Raw genomic sequence first — 15,867 nt, 5'->3', positions numbered from 1 at the left:
TTCTAGACACGGCCGCTGGCTGCGATAGCGCCGAAACGTTCTGCAAGGGTATCGTCATGGGTTTCCTGTCCGGCTTGTTGTTGGAGGGAAAGCGCACGGTTGACCAGGTTCTGGGCCCGTGCGGGGTGTAGATCCTCGGGCACGCGCTGACCGTCGCCGACATAGGCGAGCGGCAACTGGTGCCCGGCGATAATGGAAATTGCGCCGCCGAGGGCGGCGGCCTCGTCGACCTTGGTCAGGATGCAGCCATCCAGCCGGCCCTGATTGAAGGCGCGCACCGCCTCCTCCAGCACCCCGGCCTGGGTGGTGGCCGACATGACCAGGTAACTGCGGATCGGCAGACCGGCCTCGCGCAGGGTGGTGAACTGCTCGCTCAGGCGCAGATCGCGCTGGCTCATGCCGGCGGTATCGATCAGTACCAGACGCTTGTCGCGCAGGCTCTGCAGGGCGTTGTGCAGTTCGTTGTGATCGCCCGCCACCTGCACCGGTACGCCCAGGATGCGGCCGTAGGTGAACAGCTGCTCATGGGCCCCGATGCGATAGCTGTCGGTGGTCACCAGGGCCACGCTGCGTGGGCCGTGGCGCAGGGCATAGCGGGCGGCCAGCTTGGCCACGGTGGTGGTCTTGCCCACGCCGGTGGAGCCGACCAGGGCGACGATGCCGCCCTGGCTTAGAATGTCGTCGTCGGTCACCGGCAGGCGCTGGGCCAGCAGTGCGAGCGCCCGGCGCCAGCCCTGCTCCGGGTCGGCGGTCTCGCCGGCGGCCTGAGCCAGTTCGGTGCACAGTGCGGACGGCAGGCCCAGCGCACTCAGCCGGCGCAGGATACCGGCCTCGGCCGGACGCCGGCGGTTGAGTTCGCCCCAGGCCAGGTGCGCGAGTTGATTCTCCAACAGGCCACGCATCTCCTGAATCTCGCGCCGCATCTCGATGATGGCCGGGTCGTGGTCCCATTCGATGTCGGCCAGCGGGTTGCGGGCCCGGGTTTGGGATCCGGCGCTCGCCGTGGCCGGCTGCGCCGGTGCGTCAGCCTGCGCTTGAACGGGTGCCTCGCTGTAGCGGGCGCGGGCGTCATAGGTTCCGGCCGTCTCGGGTGCCGGGGCGCCAGGTTGTGCCGCAGCGGCCTCGGGCACCGCGTCGGCACCGCCGCCGACCAGCGATTCGTCGTAGTCGATGGCGGCGATGATCTCAATCCCCTGATCCAGCTTGCGGTTGGACAGGATGACGGCATCCGCGCCCAACTCCTCGCGCACCTTGCGGATGGCATGCCGCATGTCCTGAGCGAAGAATCGTTTTATCTTCATGTTGGTGTCCTCACGCCCGCTTTAAGTCTCTGTGCCGAACCGGTATCAGGCCGGTGCCGCCTGCTGCTGCAGTCCCGCCGGGGCCTGGCCCACGGTGGCGACCACCTTGATCTGCTTGTTGTCCGGCACCTCGTCATAGGCCAGCACATGCAGGCCCGGGATGCTGTGCCGGAACAGCCGCGCCAGCCAGTTGCGCACCGGCGGTGCCACCAGCAGCACGGCCGGCTGTCCGTTCATCTCCTGCTGCTGGGTCCGGTTGGCCAGGGCCTGGTGCAGGTGTTCCGCCAGTCCCGGCTCGAAACCGGCGCCCCCTTCCTGGGTGCCCTGAAGGGACTGTAGCAATATCTGTTCCAGCGAAGGATCCAGCGCAATCACTGGAAGTTCATGCTGCAATCCATTGATATGCTGGACGATGGAACGACCCAGGGCGACCCGCACCGAAGCTGTCAAATTACCGGCATCCTGGGTCCGGCCGGCATGCTCCGCCAGCGTCTCGGCGATGCTGCGCATGTCGCGAATGGGGATGCGCTCCTCGAGCAGGTTCTGCAGCACCTTGACCACCGTGCCCAGCGGCAGGGTGTTGGGCACCAGATCCTCGACCAGCTTGGGCGAGGTCCGGGCCAGGGTGTCGAGCAGCTGCTGCACCTCCTCGTGACCGAGCAGTTCGCTGGCATGCTGCTGCAGCAGGCTGCTGAGGTGGGTGGCCACCACGGTGCTGGCGTCGACCACGGTGTAGCCCAGGGTCTGGGCGTTGTCGTGCTGATCCGGGTCGATCCATACCGCCTCCAGACCGAAGGCCGGCTCGGTGGTGGCGGTGCCGGGCACACTGCCGTAGACCTGGCCCGGGTTGATGGCCAGTTCGCGTTCGGGCTGGATGTCGCCCTCGCCCACCGGCACGCCGTTGAGCGTGATGCGATAGGCGCTGGGGCCCAGATCCAGGTTGTCGCGGATATGCACGGGCTGAATCAGGAAGCCCAGTTCCTGCGACAGCTTCTTGCGCACGCCCTTGATGCGGTCCATGAGCTGTCCGCCCTGGTTGCGATCCACCAGCGGGATCAGGCGGTAGCCGACCTCAAGGCCGATGATGTCCACCGGGGCGACATCGTCCCAACTCAGGTCGCGCGCCTCCGGCGGCGTCTCGGGCTCCTCCGGCGGGGCCTCCTCGGCCACCGGCTGGCGCCGGCGCTGGCTCAGCCACCAGGTGGCGGCGCCGCCGATGGCCGCCAGGGTGAGGAAGGCGAAGTTGGGCATGCCCGGGATCAGGCCCAGCAGACCGATCACGGCGGAGGTCACGCCCAGCGAGGCCGGGTTCTCGAACAGTTGCGAGAGCACCTGGCTGCTCATGTTCTGCGAACTGTTGACCCGGGTGACGATGATGGCGGTGGCGGTGGACAGCACCAGCGAGGGGATCTGCGCGACCAGGCCGTCGCCGATGGTCAACAGGGTGTAGTTGCGCATGGCGTCAGCGAAAGCCATGTCGTGCTGGAGCATGCCGATACCCAGGCCGCCGAGGATGTTGATGAACAGGATCAGGATGCCGGCGATGGCATCCCCGCGGACGAACTTGCTGGCACCGTCCATGGAGCCGTAGAAATCGGCCTCGGCGGTGATCTCCTCGCGCTTGTTGCGGGCCTCGTCCTGACTGATCAGGCCGGCATTGAGATCGGCGTCGATGGCCATCTGCTTGCCGGGCATGGCGTCCAGGGTGAAGCGGGCGCTGACTTCGGAGACGCGCCCCGCGCCCTTGGTCACCACCACGAAGTTGATGATCACCAGGATGGCGAACACCACCAGACCGACGGCGTAGTTGCCGCCGATGACGAATTCGCCGAAGGCCTCGATGACCTTGCCCGCGGCGTCGGTGCCGGTGTGGCCTTCCAGCAGCACCACGCGGGTGGAGGCGATATTGAGCGCCAGGCGCATCAGGGTGGCGATCAGCAGCACCGTGGGAAAGATGCCGAAATCCAGCGGCCGCATGGCATAGATGGTGACCATCAGCACGATCAGCGACAGCGAGATGTTGAAGGTGAACAGCATGTCCAGCCCCAGCGGCGGCAGCGGTACCACCACCATGGCCAGCATCAGCACCAGCAGCACCGGCGCGCCCAGGCCGTTGCGGCCCAGTTCCTTCATCGTGTTCAGTACCTGTTCCATTGCGTCTCGCTGCGTCCGGTTTCAGTCGTTGACAGAAGGCTATGCAACCTTCTTACCAATTTGTCCAATCATTCGTCATTGCGAGCGCAGCGTGGCAATCTCGTAATGCACCGTTTGAGGTACGGGATTGCCACGGCGCTGCGCGCCTCGCAATGACGGAATCCACGGCCCCCATCACTCCGCCGGCGGATGGTAATACTCGTCCGGCACCTCGATATCGCCCGGCTTCGGCGGCCGCGCGCCGCCGTAGGCGGTCGCGGTGCGCAGCTGGAACACATAGGCGAGCACCTGGGCGACGGCGTAATACAGCCCGGCCGGGATCTCCCGGTCGAGATCGGTGCTGAAATAGAGCGCACGCGCCAGCGGCGGCGCCTGGAACAGGGCCACGTTGTGCTCCAGCGCACGCTTGCGGATCTCGGCGGCCACCACTCCACGGCCCTTGGCCACCACGCGCGGCGCCCGCATGGCCGAATCGTCGTACTTCAGGGCCACGGCGAAATGGGTCGGGTTGGTGATGACCACGTCGGCCTCCGGCACGGCCTCCATCATGCGGCGCGAGGCGATCTCGTACTGGGCCTGCTTGATGCGTCGCTTCACCTCGGGCTTGCCCTCGGTGTCCTTCATCTCGTCCTTGACCTCCTGCCTGGTCATCTTGAGCTGGCGCTTGTGATCCCAGAGCTGGAACGGCACATCGATGGCGGCGACGAAGATCAGCCCCAGGCTGAGAAACAGAAAACACCAGAGCAGGATCTCGCCGCCGTTGGCCATGGCCTGTTTCGGGGTCTGCCGGCCCAGGTAGAGCATCTCGTCGAAAAAGGCGTTGAACAGAATCAGCGCCACCAGGGTGACCAGCAGCAGCTTGCCCACGGCCTTGCCCAGTTCCACCAGGCCCTTGACCCCGAGCAGGCGCTTCATCCCCTTGATGGGATCGAGCTTCTCCAGCTTGGGGGTCATTGCCTCCAGGCTGAAGGACAGGCCGCCCAGGGCGATGGAGGAGGCGATCGCCGCCAGCAGGCTCACCAGCAGAAACGGCAGTACCAGGGTCAGTCCCGTGCCGAGCGCGACCTTCATGGCCTGGAACATGGCCTCGACGTTGAATACGTCGCGCCGTTCGAACGACAGCCCCATGTGCATGAGCTGGGAGAACTGATCGATCATGGTCTCGCCGATGATCAGGAAGGTCAGTGCGCCCAGCATCAGCATGGTCAGGGTATTGAGTTCGCGTGAACGCGGAATCTGGCCCTTGCGGCGGGCATCATCAAGCCGTTTGGTGGTCGGCTCTTCAGTGCGTTCCTGTCCGTTCTCGTTCTCCGCCATCAGTCCGCCCCCAGACTGCCCAGCAGGGTGAAGGCGTCATGCAGCAGCACCTGGAACTGCGGCACCAGGTTGGACAGGGTCAGGTAGATGACCACGAAGCCGAAGGTCAGCGTTACCGGGAAGCCCACGCCGAAGATATTGAGCTGCGGCGCGGCGCGCGAGACCACACCGAAGGCGATGTTGGTCAGCATCAGCGCAATCAACGCCGGCACTGCAATCAACACCCCGCCGGCGAACATCTGTGTGCCCCAGTGGGCCAGGGTCAGGAAGGTGTCGCGCGTCAGACCGTGGGCGGCGATGGGCAACTGGTGGAAACTCTCGGCCAGTACGCTGATCAGGATCAGGTGCCCGTCCAGCACCAGGAACAGCAGCGTGGCCAGGGTGACGTAGTACTGGCCGATCACCGGTACATTCACGCCATTCTGGGGGTCGACCATGGAGGCGAAGCCCAGGCCCATGCTCATGGCGATGGCGTGGCCGCCGATGACCAGGGCCCCGAAGACCAGCTGCAGCATGAATCCCATCACCATGCCGATGGCCAGCTGCTGGGCCGAGATCGCCACCGACTCGGCGCTGAGCGGGTCCACCGCCGGCACCGGCGGGATCACCGGCACCAGGATAGCGGCGATCACCACGGCAGTCAGGATCCGCACCCGCTCCGGCACCAGCCGACCGCCGAACACCGGCATCACCATCAGCATCATGCCGATGCGCATGAAGGGCCACATGAACTCGCCGACCCATCCGGCAATCTGACTGGTGGTGAGGAGCAGCGGCGTAGCCATGGTTGCGCCTCAGCCGATCAGGCCGGGGATGCTGGTATACAGGTTGATGGTGAAATCGAGCAGGCTGCGCAGCAGCCAGGGCCCGGCCAGCAGCAGCACCAGCACGATCGCGGCCAGCTTGGGGATGAAGGTGAGCGTCATCTCGTTGATCTGGGTCGCGGCCTGGAACATGGCGATGACCAGGCCCACCGCCAGCGAGGCGATCAGCAGCGGCCCGGCCAGCAGCACGGTGATGTACATGGCCTGCTCGCCGATGGTGATGACGGTATCGGGTGTCATGCGTGGCTCCTAACTCGCAATGTAGAAACTGGAGGCGAGCGTGCCCATGATCAGCGACCAGCCATCGACCAGCACGAACAGCATGATCTTGAACGGCAGCGATATGATCATGGGCGAGAGCATCATCATGCCCATGGACATCAGCAGGCTGGCGATGACCAGATCGATGACCAGGAACGGGATCATGATCAGAAACCCGATCTGGAAGGCCGTCTTCAGTTCGCTGGTGACGAACGAGGGCAGCAGCAGCGAGAAGGGAATGTCCTCGGCGCGTTCGACCGGCTCGGCCCGGGCAATGTCGGAGAAGGTCTCCAGATCGGATTCGCGCGTCTGCGCCAGCATGAAGGCATGGAACGGCTCGGCGGCGCGTGCCAGCGCCTCGTCCGGCGCCAGTTCCTCGTTGAGATAGGGCTTGACCGCCTCGGTGTAGACCTCGTCGAACACCGGCACCATGATGAAGAAGGTCAGGAACAGCGACAGACCGATCAGGATCTGGGTCGAAGGCGTCTGCATGGTGCCCAGCGCCTGGCGCAGGATGGACAGCACGATCAGGATGCGGGTGAAGGAGGTCATCATCATCAGCGCCGCCGGCAGGAAGGTGATCGCCGTCATGATGGCGAGCACCTGGATACTGATGGAATAGGTCTCGCTGCCGTCCGGATTGTTCTCCATGCGGAAGGCCGCAATGCCCGGTTCGGCCAGCGAGGCCACCGGCAGCAACAGCAGCAGCAGGCTGATCAGGCCGCGCAGTCTCATGACCTGTCTCCCCGGCTCAGTGCCTGCTGCAGATTGCGGGCGAAGCTGTTCATGCCGGCGCCCTCGCGCACCGGGGTCTCGATCTTCTCCTCCAGCACATGCAGGGTCTGGACCCGACCCGGCGCCACGCCCAGCACCAGCTGGGTCTCGCCGACCTGGATCAGCACCACCTTCTCGCGCGCGCCCATGGACAGGCCGCCGAGCACGCGCATGGCCCCGGGCACGCCGCCCTGGAAACCGGACATGCGCCGCATCAGCCAGGCAAAGATCAACATGAGGACGATCACCGCCACCAGGCCCAGCAGGACCTGCAGCAGGTTGGACCAGGCCATGGGATCGTTCAGGGACTCGGCGGCCTGCCGGCCCTCGGATGCCTGCAGCGTCAGCGGCCACAGCAGCGCCAGCGTCACCGTGATGCGTGCGGGAAACGACATCATTTCAGCTTCTTCACCCGTTCCGCCGGACTGACCACGTCGGTCAGGCGGATACCGAACTTCTCGTTGACCACCACCACCTCGCCGTGCGCCACCAGGGTGCCGTTGACCAGCACGTCCATCGGCTCCCCCGCCAGCCGGTCCAGTTCCACCACCGACCCCTGGTTGAGCTGCAGCAGGTTGCGGATACTGATCCGGGTGCGGCCGATTTCCATCGCGATGGTGACCGGGATGTCCAGGATCAGATCGAGATTGGCTTCATCGCTGCCGGCCGGCACCGTGGCGCTCTCGAACTGATCGAGTTCCGGCTTGGACACCTGAGCCGCAACTTCGGCCTGGCCGTCACCGCCGCCGGTGTCGTCCTGTTCGGCCAGGGCGGCGGCCCACTCGTCGGCCATCGCATCCTGGTCCAGGTTTTCCTGATCGTCACTCATTACTGTCTCCCGTCACGCACTCAGTTCTTTTCAATTACATTGGATAGGGGAACCATCGCGTTCTGGTTCACCTTGTCGATGATCTTGACTGCCTTGTTGCCATTGGCGCTGCCCAGCCGGCCGCGGAACAGCGGGATGTCCTGCGAACGCAGCAGAATGGTCTCCGGCATGTCGATGGGAATCACGTCCCCAATCTGCATTTCCATCAGCTCGCGGAAGGTGATGGTGGTCTCGGCCAGCTGCGAGGACAGCTCGACCTCGGCATCCTTCATCTCTTCCTTGATGGCGATGCGCCAGCGCTCGTCCACGTCGCTGCGATCGCTCTGCACGCCGGCATCCAGCAGATCGCGAATGGGCTCGACCATGGAATACGGCAGGGTGATATGCAGCGCGCCGCCGCCGCCTTCCAGTTCGATGTGGAAGGTGGAGACCACCACCACCTCGGTGGGACTGACGATGTTGGCGAACTGCGGATTGACCTCGTGGGTCTGATACTCGAACTCGACCGGCAGCACCGGGCGCCAGGCCTGGAACAGATCGTCGAAGGCCCGGTCCAGCATGCGCTGGATGACGCGCTGCTCGGTGGGCGTGAACTCGCGGCCCTCGATCTTGGTGTGGAAGCGCCCGTCGCCGCCGAAGTAGTTGTCCACCGCGCTGAACACCAGTTTGGGATCGAACACGAACAGGGCGGTGCCGCGCAGCGGATTGATCTTGACCAGGTTCAGGCTGGTCGGGACGAACAGGCTGTGGATGTACTCGCCGAACTTGAGCATCTGCACGCCGCCGACCGAGATCTCGCCCTGGCGGCGCAGCATGTTGAACAGCGAAATGCGGAAATAACGGGCGAAGCGCTCGTTGATCATCTCCAGCGTGGGCATGCGCCCGCGGACAATGCGGTCCTGGCTGGTGAAGTCGTAGTTCTGTGCCTCGCCGTCACCGCCGCCGTCGTCGGATTCGGTCTCGATATCACCGCTGCCGACCCCGTGCAGGAGCGCGTCGATTTCTTCCTGTGAGAGCAGATCGTTCACGCAGTACCCCTATTGCATGACAAAGCTGGTGAAGTACAGATTTTCCAGCCGACCCCGGCCGGTCATCTGCTCGAGCACGCTGCGCACTTCCTCCAGCGCGTCCTGGCGCAGCTGCTCCTTGCCCTCACGGGTATTGAGCACCTCGGGATCCTGGCTGCTGAACAGCATCACCAGGCCATTGCGGATGGCCGGGTTGTGTTCCTTGATCCGCTCGATCACGGCCGGATCGCGGTCGGCCACCTGAATGGTGATCTGCATGAAGCGCACGTCGGCTTCACGGCCGAAATTCACGACGAAGGGAGGTTCCAGCGGCTGGTAGATGAGCGGGCCGCCGCTGGTTGCAGGCGCGGCGGTTTCGGCCGCGGCCCCTTCTGCGGCGGCCGCCGGCTGTCCGGCGGCCGACTCGCTCCCGCCCAGCATGCCCATGAAATAGAGTCCGGCCAGCACGGCACTGGAGAGCAGCAGCACCACGACAGCGGCGATGATGACGATTTTCAGCCCGCCGCCGGATTCCGCCTCCGCGGTATCCACGTCCAGATCGAGATCTTCTTCTGCCATGCCGGTACCTTGTGCCTGTGAATGTCTGCACAGGCAAAAGCAAGTCCTGTGCCACGGCCAGGAAGAAAAATTAGTTATTTATATTCAATTGGTTGGAAATGGAAAATCCGGGGTCGACAGAGACTTGACGTTATTCCGTCGCGCCTCCAGCCGGTTTCCCGGCACCGGATCAATGGAAGTGGAATGAGCGGGGAAGCAAATGGGACGGTTGCACCCGGTGCCCGCGTTGCGGGCAGGTTGCAGTCGGAATTTCAGGTGATCAGGGCCCGGGACGGTGCTCCCGGACTGAGCGCTACCACATCAGGTCATCGGGCACCTGGTACTCCGCATAGGGGTCGTCGGCGTCCTCCTGCGGCCGGTCCCCGGCCCGGCTGACGATGCAGGCGGCATCGCGCTGCCCGATCTTCTCCGCCACCCCCGCGGAGACCAGCGCGTAGCCCGCGTCGAAGCGGACGATGACCAGCTGGCCGCGCGCCAGCCGGTCGCGGACGGTCTCGGTGACATGCAGGGTCTTGATCAGGGTACCGTCCTGGAAGTTGTAGGCAACCTCCCCCTCGGCATCCGCCAGCCGGTTCTGATCCACCAGTTGGCGGACCTGGGCCTGGATCGCCCGGCGCTCGGCGGCCGCCTTGCGCTGGCGATTGAGCTCACGATCGCGTTCCGCCGCCTCCGCCGCGGCCTTGCGCGCCGCCCCGGCGGCCACGGCGGCCTCGTCGACCACCTCGACCTTCTGCTTCTGTTTCAGCTTCTGCTGCTTGCGTTTGGACTTGTTCGCCTTTTCCAGCCGGGACTTGTCCACCAGCCCGGCCTTGAGCAACTGATCGCCGAATGAATTGCCCATCGGTCCTGCCTCTGTATTGCCTGATTCATGTATGTGCAAGTATATCCGAGCGGTGGGCGGATCAATCCACCCGCCGGCCGAACCAGAGGACGTGGCGTGCCCCCTTCGCGCCATGGGCGCGCACCCGTACCTCCTCCGCCTCGAAGCCCACCTTGCGCAGCCGCGGCAGAAACTCCGGCGCCTGGCCGGCCGACCACACGGCCAGCACACCGCCGGGGCGCAATGCAGCACAGGCCGCCGTCAGCCCCTCCGTGTCGTAGAGCCAGTCGTTCTCCCGACGGGTCAGGCCCTCGGGGCCATTGTCCACATCCAGCAGGATGGCATCCCAGGCCCGGGGCCCGGCCTGCAGCAGCCGGGCGATATCGCCCTCCTGCACACGCACCCGCGCATCGTCCAGTGGATGCCCGGCCAGATGCGCCAGCGGGCCGCGGTTCCAGGCCACCACCGCCGGGACGAGTTCCGCGACCACGACCCGTGACTGCGCGCCCAACGCCTGCAGCGCCGCGGCCAGGGTAAACCCCATACCCAGCCCGCCGATCAGCACCTGTGCCCGCTGGCTGTCCGCCAGTCGTGCGCAGGTCTGCGCCGCCAGCGCCTCCTCCGAGCCATGGACGCGGCTGCTCATCAACTCGCCCCGCCCCACCAGCTTGATGGAGAATTCATCGCCGCGCTGATACAGCTGCAACTCGCCGCCGTTGCCGGGGATTTGCGCAGTGTCGAGCAGGGTCCAGGGGCGCACGGGGCGGAAAGACTGTTACCGGGCAGCGCCGGGGGACTGGGACGGGCGATTGCGCCGGCGCCGCTTGCGCTGGCCGTCCGCCGGCTTGTCACCGGCACGGGACCCGGCGTTACGGCTGATGGCCGGCTTCTTCTTCACCTTCGACTTATTGCCGGGAGTGGCCCTGGACCTCTGCTCCGGTCGGGGGGCCGCTTTCAGCACCTTCGGCTCGAACGTCGGCATGGGCAGCACCGGGATGGTCTTGTTCAGAACCCGCTCGATATCCTTGAGCAGCTTGGCTTCATCGGCGCCGACCAGTGAAATCGCCGCGCCCTCCTCACCGGCCCGACCGGTACGGCCGATACGGTGCACATAGTCTTCCGGCACATTGGGCAGTTCGTAATTCACCACATGCGGCAGGCGGTCGATGTCCAGGCCGCGGGCGGCGATGTCGGTCGCCACCAGCACCCGCACGCTGCCGTCCTTGAACCCGGCCAGGGCCCGGGTGCGGGCACTCTGGCTCTTGTTGCCATGGATGGCGGCCGCTTCGATGTCGGCCCGATTGAGTTGCTCGGCCAGACGGTTGGCGCCGTGCTTGGTACGGGTGAACACCAGCACCTGGGACCACTGCCCGGCATCGATGAGGTGGATCAGCAGATCGCGCTTGGCGTCCTTGTCGACCCGATACACATGCTGGGTGACGGTCTCGGCGGCCGTATTGCGCCGCGCCACCTCGATCAGGGCCGGCCGGTGCAGCAGGCCGTCGGCCAGACGCTTGATCTCGTTGGAGTAGGTGGCAGAGAACAGCAGGTTCTGACGCTTGTTCGGCAGCAGCTTCATCACCCGGCGGATGTCGTGGATGAAGCCCATGTCCAGCATGCGGTCGGCCTCGTCCAGCACCAGGATCTCAATCGCGGACAGATCCACCGTGCCCTGGCCGGCATGATCCAGCAACCGGCCCGGCGTGGCGACCAGGATGTCGACGCCGCGCTTCAGGGCCTCGATCTGCGGATTGATCCCCACCCCGCCGAAGATGATGGCGGAGCGCAGCTTCAGGTGTGCACCGTAGGTTTCCACGCTCTCACCGACCTGCGCCGCCAGCTCCCGGGTGGGAGTGAGCACCAGGGCGCGCGGCGCCCTGCCCTTGCGCGGCCGCTGGCTGAGCAGCTGCAGCATGGGCAGCGTGAAGGCAGCGGTCTTGCCGGTGCCGGTCTGGGCGCCGGCCAGCACATCGCGGCCTTCCAATATCACCGGCACCGCCTGGCGCTGGATGGGGGTCGGGGTGGTATAGCCCTGCGAATCGATGGCACGCAGGAGTTCGGCCATGAGGCCGAGGGTCTCAAATGACATATTTATCTGCTCCAGGTCCAGCCTACCCGCAGGTTCCGCGGGGCCGGTCAGGGTGGAGTCATGATTGGGTTGAATGTTCGAGGATAAGTCTTTCGGGGAGGGAGACGGCCGCGAAGCTATGCGCCGACCGGATGGCGCTACGTGCCGGGAGTATAATTGAGTTCAAGCGTGAAAGATAGTACCAACGAGAGTTCAGCCACCGACCTGGTGCGAACATTAACGCCAGCCGTAACCGGCGTATTTGCAGTGAGCGTAGCGAGCGAAAAATACGTCCGAGTTTACGGGCTTGTTATACACATTAGGCTTCATGTTCTGCAAACCCCTTAAATAAATCAACGAGTTCTTCAAATGGGTTGTTATCCATTTCCTCCGTTTGTTGAATGTAAAGAGTTTTCAGCCGCCCAGACGGCATGCTTGCTTGGCTGCAAAATGTTTTAAAGATGGCTTTTCCTGGGATATCTGACTTCCATGCTTGAGAGCCATCATTAACTGACTTTTCTAGCTGATCAAACACTTCGGACAAGTGATCTGCGAGTGAATCTCCGTTTAGAGCTTCATTGATTCGGATGGTTTCTACATTACTTTTATCGCGGATAAATTGAATTAAGTCATCTTTGCTCTTTCCTTGGCAACCTTTGACCATGATATCGACATTCCCAGCCATCCTTCTTCTTTCGTTTGCGACAATCAGGGTGGCTGCATACGGGAGATGATTTAAAGCTATTTCAGTGAGCCTTGACTCTATTGCAACAGGATCGCATAACCAAGAATTTGACGGTTCCATCTTGGTGAATACAGCAGCCAGCACATCCGAGTCGAGAAAGTAGTTTTCGAGATGATATTTCGAAAGCGTTCTAAACCTGCCTGGCGCTCTCTCTTCGAACTCGTCACTGTTAACAATGCTGTCACGGTCAGCCAGCATATAAAAGTCGATCCCCCAAAGTGTCTTATTTAGTACAGAATCCGCCACTTTGTCGAACGCGCTGAGATTACCCTTCCCGCCACTAGGCAGTAAGACAAGATTCGGAAAGCGATTTTTTAAAATGTGGGAATACGCTTGCTTATCTAAGCTACCGTCTGTCCCCTCAATCAAAACGATTTTCTTACCTAATGAAACAACGCCGATAGAATGACCAAGTCGGTTCAATGCTTCAGTTGATTCATCATCCGCCTTTAATAACACGGCTTGGTTCTCTTGACCTTCCTTTTTAGGTGTTAAAAATATGACCGTATCATCTAAAGATGATGAGATAATATCTGGAGAATGAGAACACAATATAAACTGATTATTCTCCCCTATGCTTTTCAACGTGCTTATTAGCTTCGTTGATAGCTCGGGATGTAGATGAAGCTCAGGTTCATCAAAAAATATTATGCAATCTGACGGTCTTCTGAGAAGAAAGTCAAAAGCGATATTCAAAACTTCACGCTCACCGGACGACAATGCGTTAATGCCATACTCGACATCGTTGTGTCTAAATCTAAGGGTGTTGGCTTGTAGATCTGCCCTGACTAGTTCCTTCGGCCCCAAGAGCTTTGAAAACGCATCTCTAAACGGCTCTAACGGATCTGAGAATTCCAGATTCATCGAATCATGCCCCTGTTGCCTCAGGCTAATGGCTCGATTTGCGATTGAAGTTTTTTGGTTTTGTATCTTTTTGAAGATTGCGTGCAGCGTGTCTTGAAACCTTCCTGCTAAGCCACCGAATCCGAAATTCCACGATACTTGTTCTTCCCAGGGGTCGGCCATTTCCCACTGAAAGGACAATGGCTTAATATTCTGTATGGTTCTGTTACTTTCGTAATATAGAACGCTTCCGCTAAAATTTCGACGCCTACGATTTTGTTGCAGCGTTGTTCGAAGTAAATTTGAATCTTGCGCATTTTCTGTATTTAAAGAGCGCTTACCCCATGCCTCTTCTTCAGCTTTTGATGTAGATTGAATTTCAAATTTTATTTGTCCTGCATTGGGGTTTTGAAAAAAAGCAATAAATGCGGAAATTAATCTCGTCTTACCAATGCCGTTTGGGCCGGCGATTACGACAAGATCAGACAAATCATTGACGGCGAATAACTCGACGGGCTGAGTGTTTTGCGCATGGATTGACTTTATTCTCATAGCTCCTTGTCTTCTTTTGTATAACGGCTGAGCTAAGTGTGGGATTCCGGGGACAGTATACTCAATTCATATCACTCTCATGATGCGCTAGGGATGGCCTATGGCTATAAATAGGTATACTGTCCCTGGACTCATCTGGACTCCTATGAGGCCCGCTTTTCGCTGATGTTCAATCCTTTGTACAGAGACTGATGAATGTATACCGAGCCCGTGGAGGGAAGCAGAAGATCAGGGTCTTCACAGCGGAAGCGCGCAACACCTGCATTACGCATACGAACACCAATGATTGACGCATCAAATAATCTTTGCACTAATTCTCTATCGCCATGCGATTCAACCAATCGTGGCGCCTTCTCTTTCAACGCAGCGGAAAATTCTTCAATTGAGTCGAAGCGATGCTGAGTTTGCCTAAGAGCTTCAAGCAAATCATCAAAATCGGAGAAAACGCGGCGATATTCTTGTTTCAAATCATCCACCTTCCAAGCACTATATAGTTCTTCCGCGTCGCGGATAGTATCTTTTGCGATCTCAGTTTCCCCTGCGGGCGTGCGCTTTTGGCACAACTGCAAGAATTGAATTATTTCTCTAGGCCGAAGAAAAGTTCGCTTCACCAAGTAGTTGAATGGCGCGATACTTCCGCGCATATCGCCCTCTTCAAATATATCATCGACCGTTAAACCATCAGGCAATCGCGCGTTGACTAGATCTCTAAGCAGATCAACATTCCAACTGATTTCCTCTTCTACTGCTCGATGTTTGTCTTTGTCGTCAAATCGGAGCCCTTGATAGATATCTGATCTAAGGAAAGTAACGACGTGAAGCCCCGTTCCATCGCGATGAGAAAATCGGTCGTTGATTTCTTTTGTGGCCTTCATCAATCCAATGAGAAGGCTCTGTGATACATCGGAGCCATCCCATGAGTCATCCAATCTATCTGCTGCAACAAGTACGCCCACCCGGCCACAAACTTTCTCTACCGCATTAAGAAGCAAGTCAATAACCTGTGGTGTCAGGGGCATCTCCTGCTTTGATCGTTCAAAGCCGACTCCAAATCCGAAAGCCTCAAGATTGAATGCCTCCAACCCTTTCAGCAAACGCTGTGCCGTAGTCGTCGGCGTCGGCGCGTCATCTCCAAAGTTTTTGGCCACAAAGGTGCGAATCTGCTCAAGAGCCTTACGCGCATTTTCATCATGCAAGTCGACAGGCGTTTCTAGCGCCGCGGCTGCGGCATCTACAGCAATGGTAAATTTCCAAGCGTTTGAGTGCGCCTGTTCAGGCAGCAGACCTCTCTCTTCATATTGACGTAGAGCGCCCCAAGCGTACTGATCGGGGGTCATCAAGCTCACCCGACAACCGGGCCCATACCGTTCTACTGCCAATCTTGGAAGCTGTGTAAATATTGACGATTTTCCCGACCCCTTTCGCCCGATGAAGTGAGCGCTGCGAAAACTCAGTGCCTCGTCTACTTGTGGCGTATCAATGAAATAGTCTGCTAACCGGCGATCCGATTCAGCGTCAACGCCCCCGAAGTCGAGATCCTTAATTGTTATACCTAAGTCTTCAAGTCTCATCGTTCAATTCTCACAGATTGTTTCAACTGCGCCCAACGTTTTGGGTAAGGGGTCGAGCGAGTAGCGAGGTCCCAGCGACCGAAGAGAGCGATTTTGACCCGCTCGTTATGGATTCCGGGGACAGTATACTCAATTCATATCACTCTCATGATGCGCCAGGGATGGCCTATGGCTATAAATAGATATACTTTCCCCGGATTCCTATAAATAGATATACTGTCC

General features: G+C 60.7%; 15 protein-coding genes. All 15 read right to left on the bottom strand.

Going from position 1 to position 15,867, the window contains the following annotated elements:
- Positions 1 to 2: 2 nt before the first annotated feature.
- Entirely contained in the window at positions 3 to 1,301 is a 1,299-nt protein-coding gene (gene flhF / locus CFK21_RS07275; protein ID WP_096366042.1) for a flagellar biosynthesis protein FlhF, read from the bottom strand.
- A 45-nt stretch (positions 1,302 to 1,346) separates the two neighbouring features.
- Positions 1,347 to 3,455, bottom strand: a complete 2,109-nt coding sequence (flhA, locus tag CFK21_RS07270) for a flagellar biosynthesis protein FlhA (protein WP_096366041.1) — start codon at positions 3,453 to 3,455, stop codon at positions 1,347 to 1,349.
- Between the two features lie 174 nt (positions 3,456 to 3,629).
- Complete coding sequence (gene flhB, locus CFK21_RS07265; protein WP_096366040.1) at positions 3,630 to 4,772, bottom strand: flagellar biosynthesis protein FlhB; 1,143 nt, start codon at positions 4,770 to 4,772, stop codon at positions 3,630 to 3,632.
- Positions 4,772 to 5,557 carry a flagellar biosynthetic protein FliR gene (fliR, locus tag CFK21_RS07260; RefSeq protein ID WP_096366039.1) on the bottom strand — a complete coding sequence of 262 codons (786 nt, stop codon included), beginning with the start codon at positions 5,555 to 5,557 and terminating at the stop codon, positions 4,772 to 4,774. Before fliR ends, flhB begins: the two co-directional genes overlap by 1 nt.
- Before the next feature lie 9 nt (positions 5,558 to 5,566).
- Positions 5,567 to 5,836: a flagellar biosynthesis protein FliQ gene (fliQ, locus tag CFK21_RS07255; RefSeq protein ID WP_096366038.1), complete on the bottom strand. Its 270-nt coding sequence runs from the start codon at positions 5,834 to 5,836 to the stop codon at positions 5,567 to 5,569.
- A gap of 9 nt (positions 5,837 to 5,845) precedes the next feature.
- Positions 5,846 to 6,592 (bottom strand): flagellar type III secretion system pore protein FliP, encoded by a 747-nt coding sequence (gene fliP, locus CFK21_RS07250; protein WP_096366037.1) that lies wholly within the window; start codon positions 6,590 to 6,592, stop codon positions 5,846 to 5,848.
- On the bottom strand, positions 6,589 to 7,029 hold the full coding sequence (gene fliO, locus CFK21_RS07245; RefSeq protein ID WP_096366036.1) for a flagellar biosynthetic protein FliO: 441 nt from the start codon (positions 7,027 to 7,029) through the stop codon (positions 6,589 to 6,591). The genes fliP and fliO overlap by 4 nt, the downstream gene beginning before the upstream one ends.
- Positions 7,026 to 7,460, bottom strand: a complete 435-nt coding sequence (fliN, locus tag CFK21_RS07240; protein ID WP_096366035.1) for a flagellar motor switch protein FliN — start codon at positions 7,458 to 7,460, stop codon at positions 7,026 to 7,028. Before fliN ends, fliO begins: the two co-directional genes overlap by 4 nt.
- Positions 7,461 to 7,480: 20 nt before the next feature.
- A complete protein-coding gene (gene fliM / locus CFK21_RS07235; RefSeq protein WP_096366034.1) occupies positions 7,481 to 8,488 on the bottom strand; it encodes a flagellar motor switch protein FliM in 1,008 nt (335 codons plus the stop codon).
- A gap of 9 nt (positions 8,489 to 8,497) precedes the next feature.
- Positions 8,498 to 9,046 carry a flagellar basal body-associated FliL family protein gene (locus tag CFK21_RS07230; protein WP_096366033.1) on the bottom strand — a complete coding sequence of 183 codons (549 nt, stop codon included), beginning with the start codon at positions 9,044 to 9,046 and terminating at the stop codon, positions 8,498 to 8,500.
- Between the two features lie 292 nt (positions 9,047 to 9,338).
- Complete coding sequence (locus CFK21_RS07225; RefSeq protein ID WP_096366032.1) at positions 9,339 to 9,887, bottom strand: DUF2058 domain-containing protein; 549 nt, start codon at positions 9,885 to 9,887, stop codon at positions 9,339 to 9,341.
- Positions 9,888 to 9,948: 61 nt separating this feature from the next.
- Positions 9,949 to 10,626, bottom strand: a complete 678-nt coding sequence (locus CFK21_RS07220; protein ID WP_096366031.1) for a spermidine synthase — start codon at positions 10,624 to 10,626, stop codon at positions 9,949 to 9,951.
- Positions 10,627 to 10,641: 15 nt separating this feature from the next.
- Positions 10,642 to 11,955 (bottom strand): DEAD/DEAH box helicase, encoded by a 1,314-nt coding sequence (locus CFK21_RS07215; RefSeq protein WP_096366030.1) that lies wholly within the window; start codon positions 11,953 to 11,955, stop codon positions 10,642 to 10,644.
- Positions 11,956 to 12,253: 298 nt separating this feature from the next.
- Positions 12,254 to 14,074, bottom strand: coding sequence for an AAA family ATPase (locus CFK21_RS07210; RefSeq protein WP_096366029.1), 1,821 nt, complete (start codon positions 14,072 to 14,074; stop codon positions 12,254 to 12,256).
- Positions 14,075 to 14,217: 143 nt separating this feature from the next.
- Positions 14,218 to 15,645, bottom strand: a complete 1,428-nt coding sequence (locus CFK21_RS07205; RefSeq protein WP_096366028.1) for a P-loop ATPase, Sll1717 family — start codon at positions 15,643 to 15,645, stop codon at positions 14,218 to 14,220.
- Positions 15,646 to 15,867 lie beyond the last annotated feature (222 nt).

Origin of the sequence: Thiohalobacter thiocyanaticus (assembly GCF_002356355.1) — a bacterium.
GTDB lineage: Bacteria > Pseudomonadota > Gammaproteobacteria > Thiohalobacterales > Thiohalobacteraceae > Thiohalobacter > Thiohalobacter thiocyanaticus_A.
This window is presented reverse-complemented; position numbering and strand designations above follow the sequence as displayed.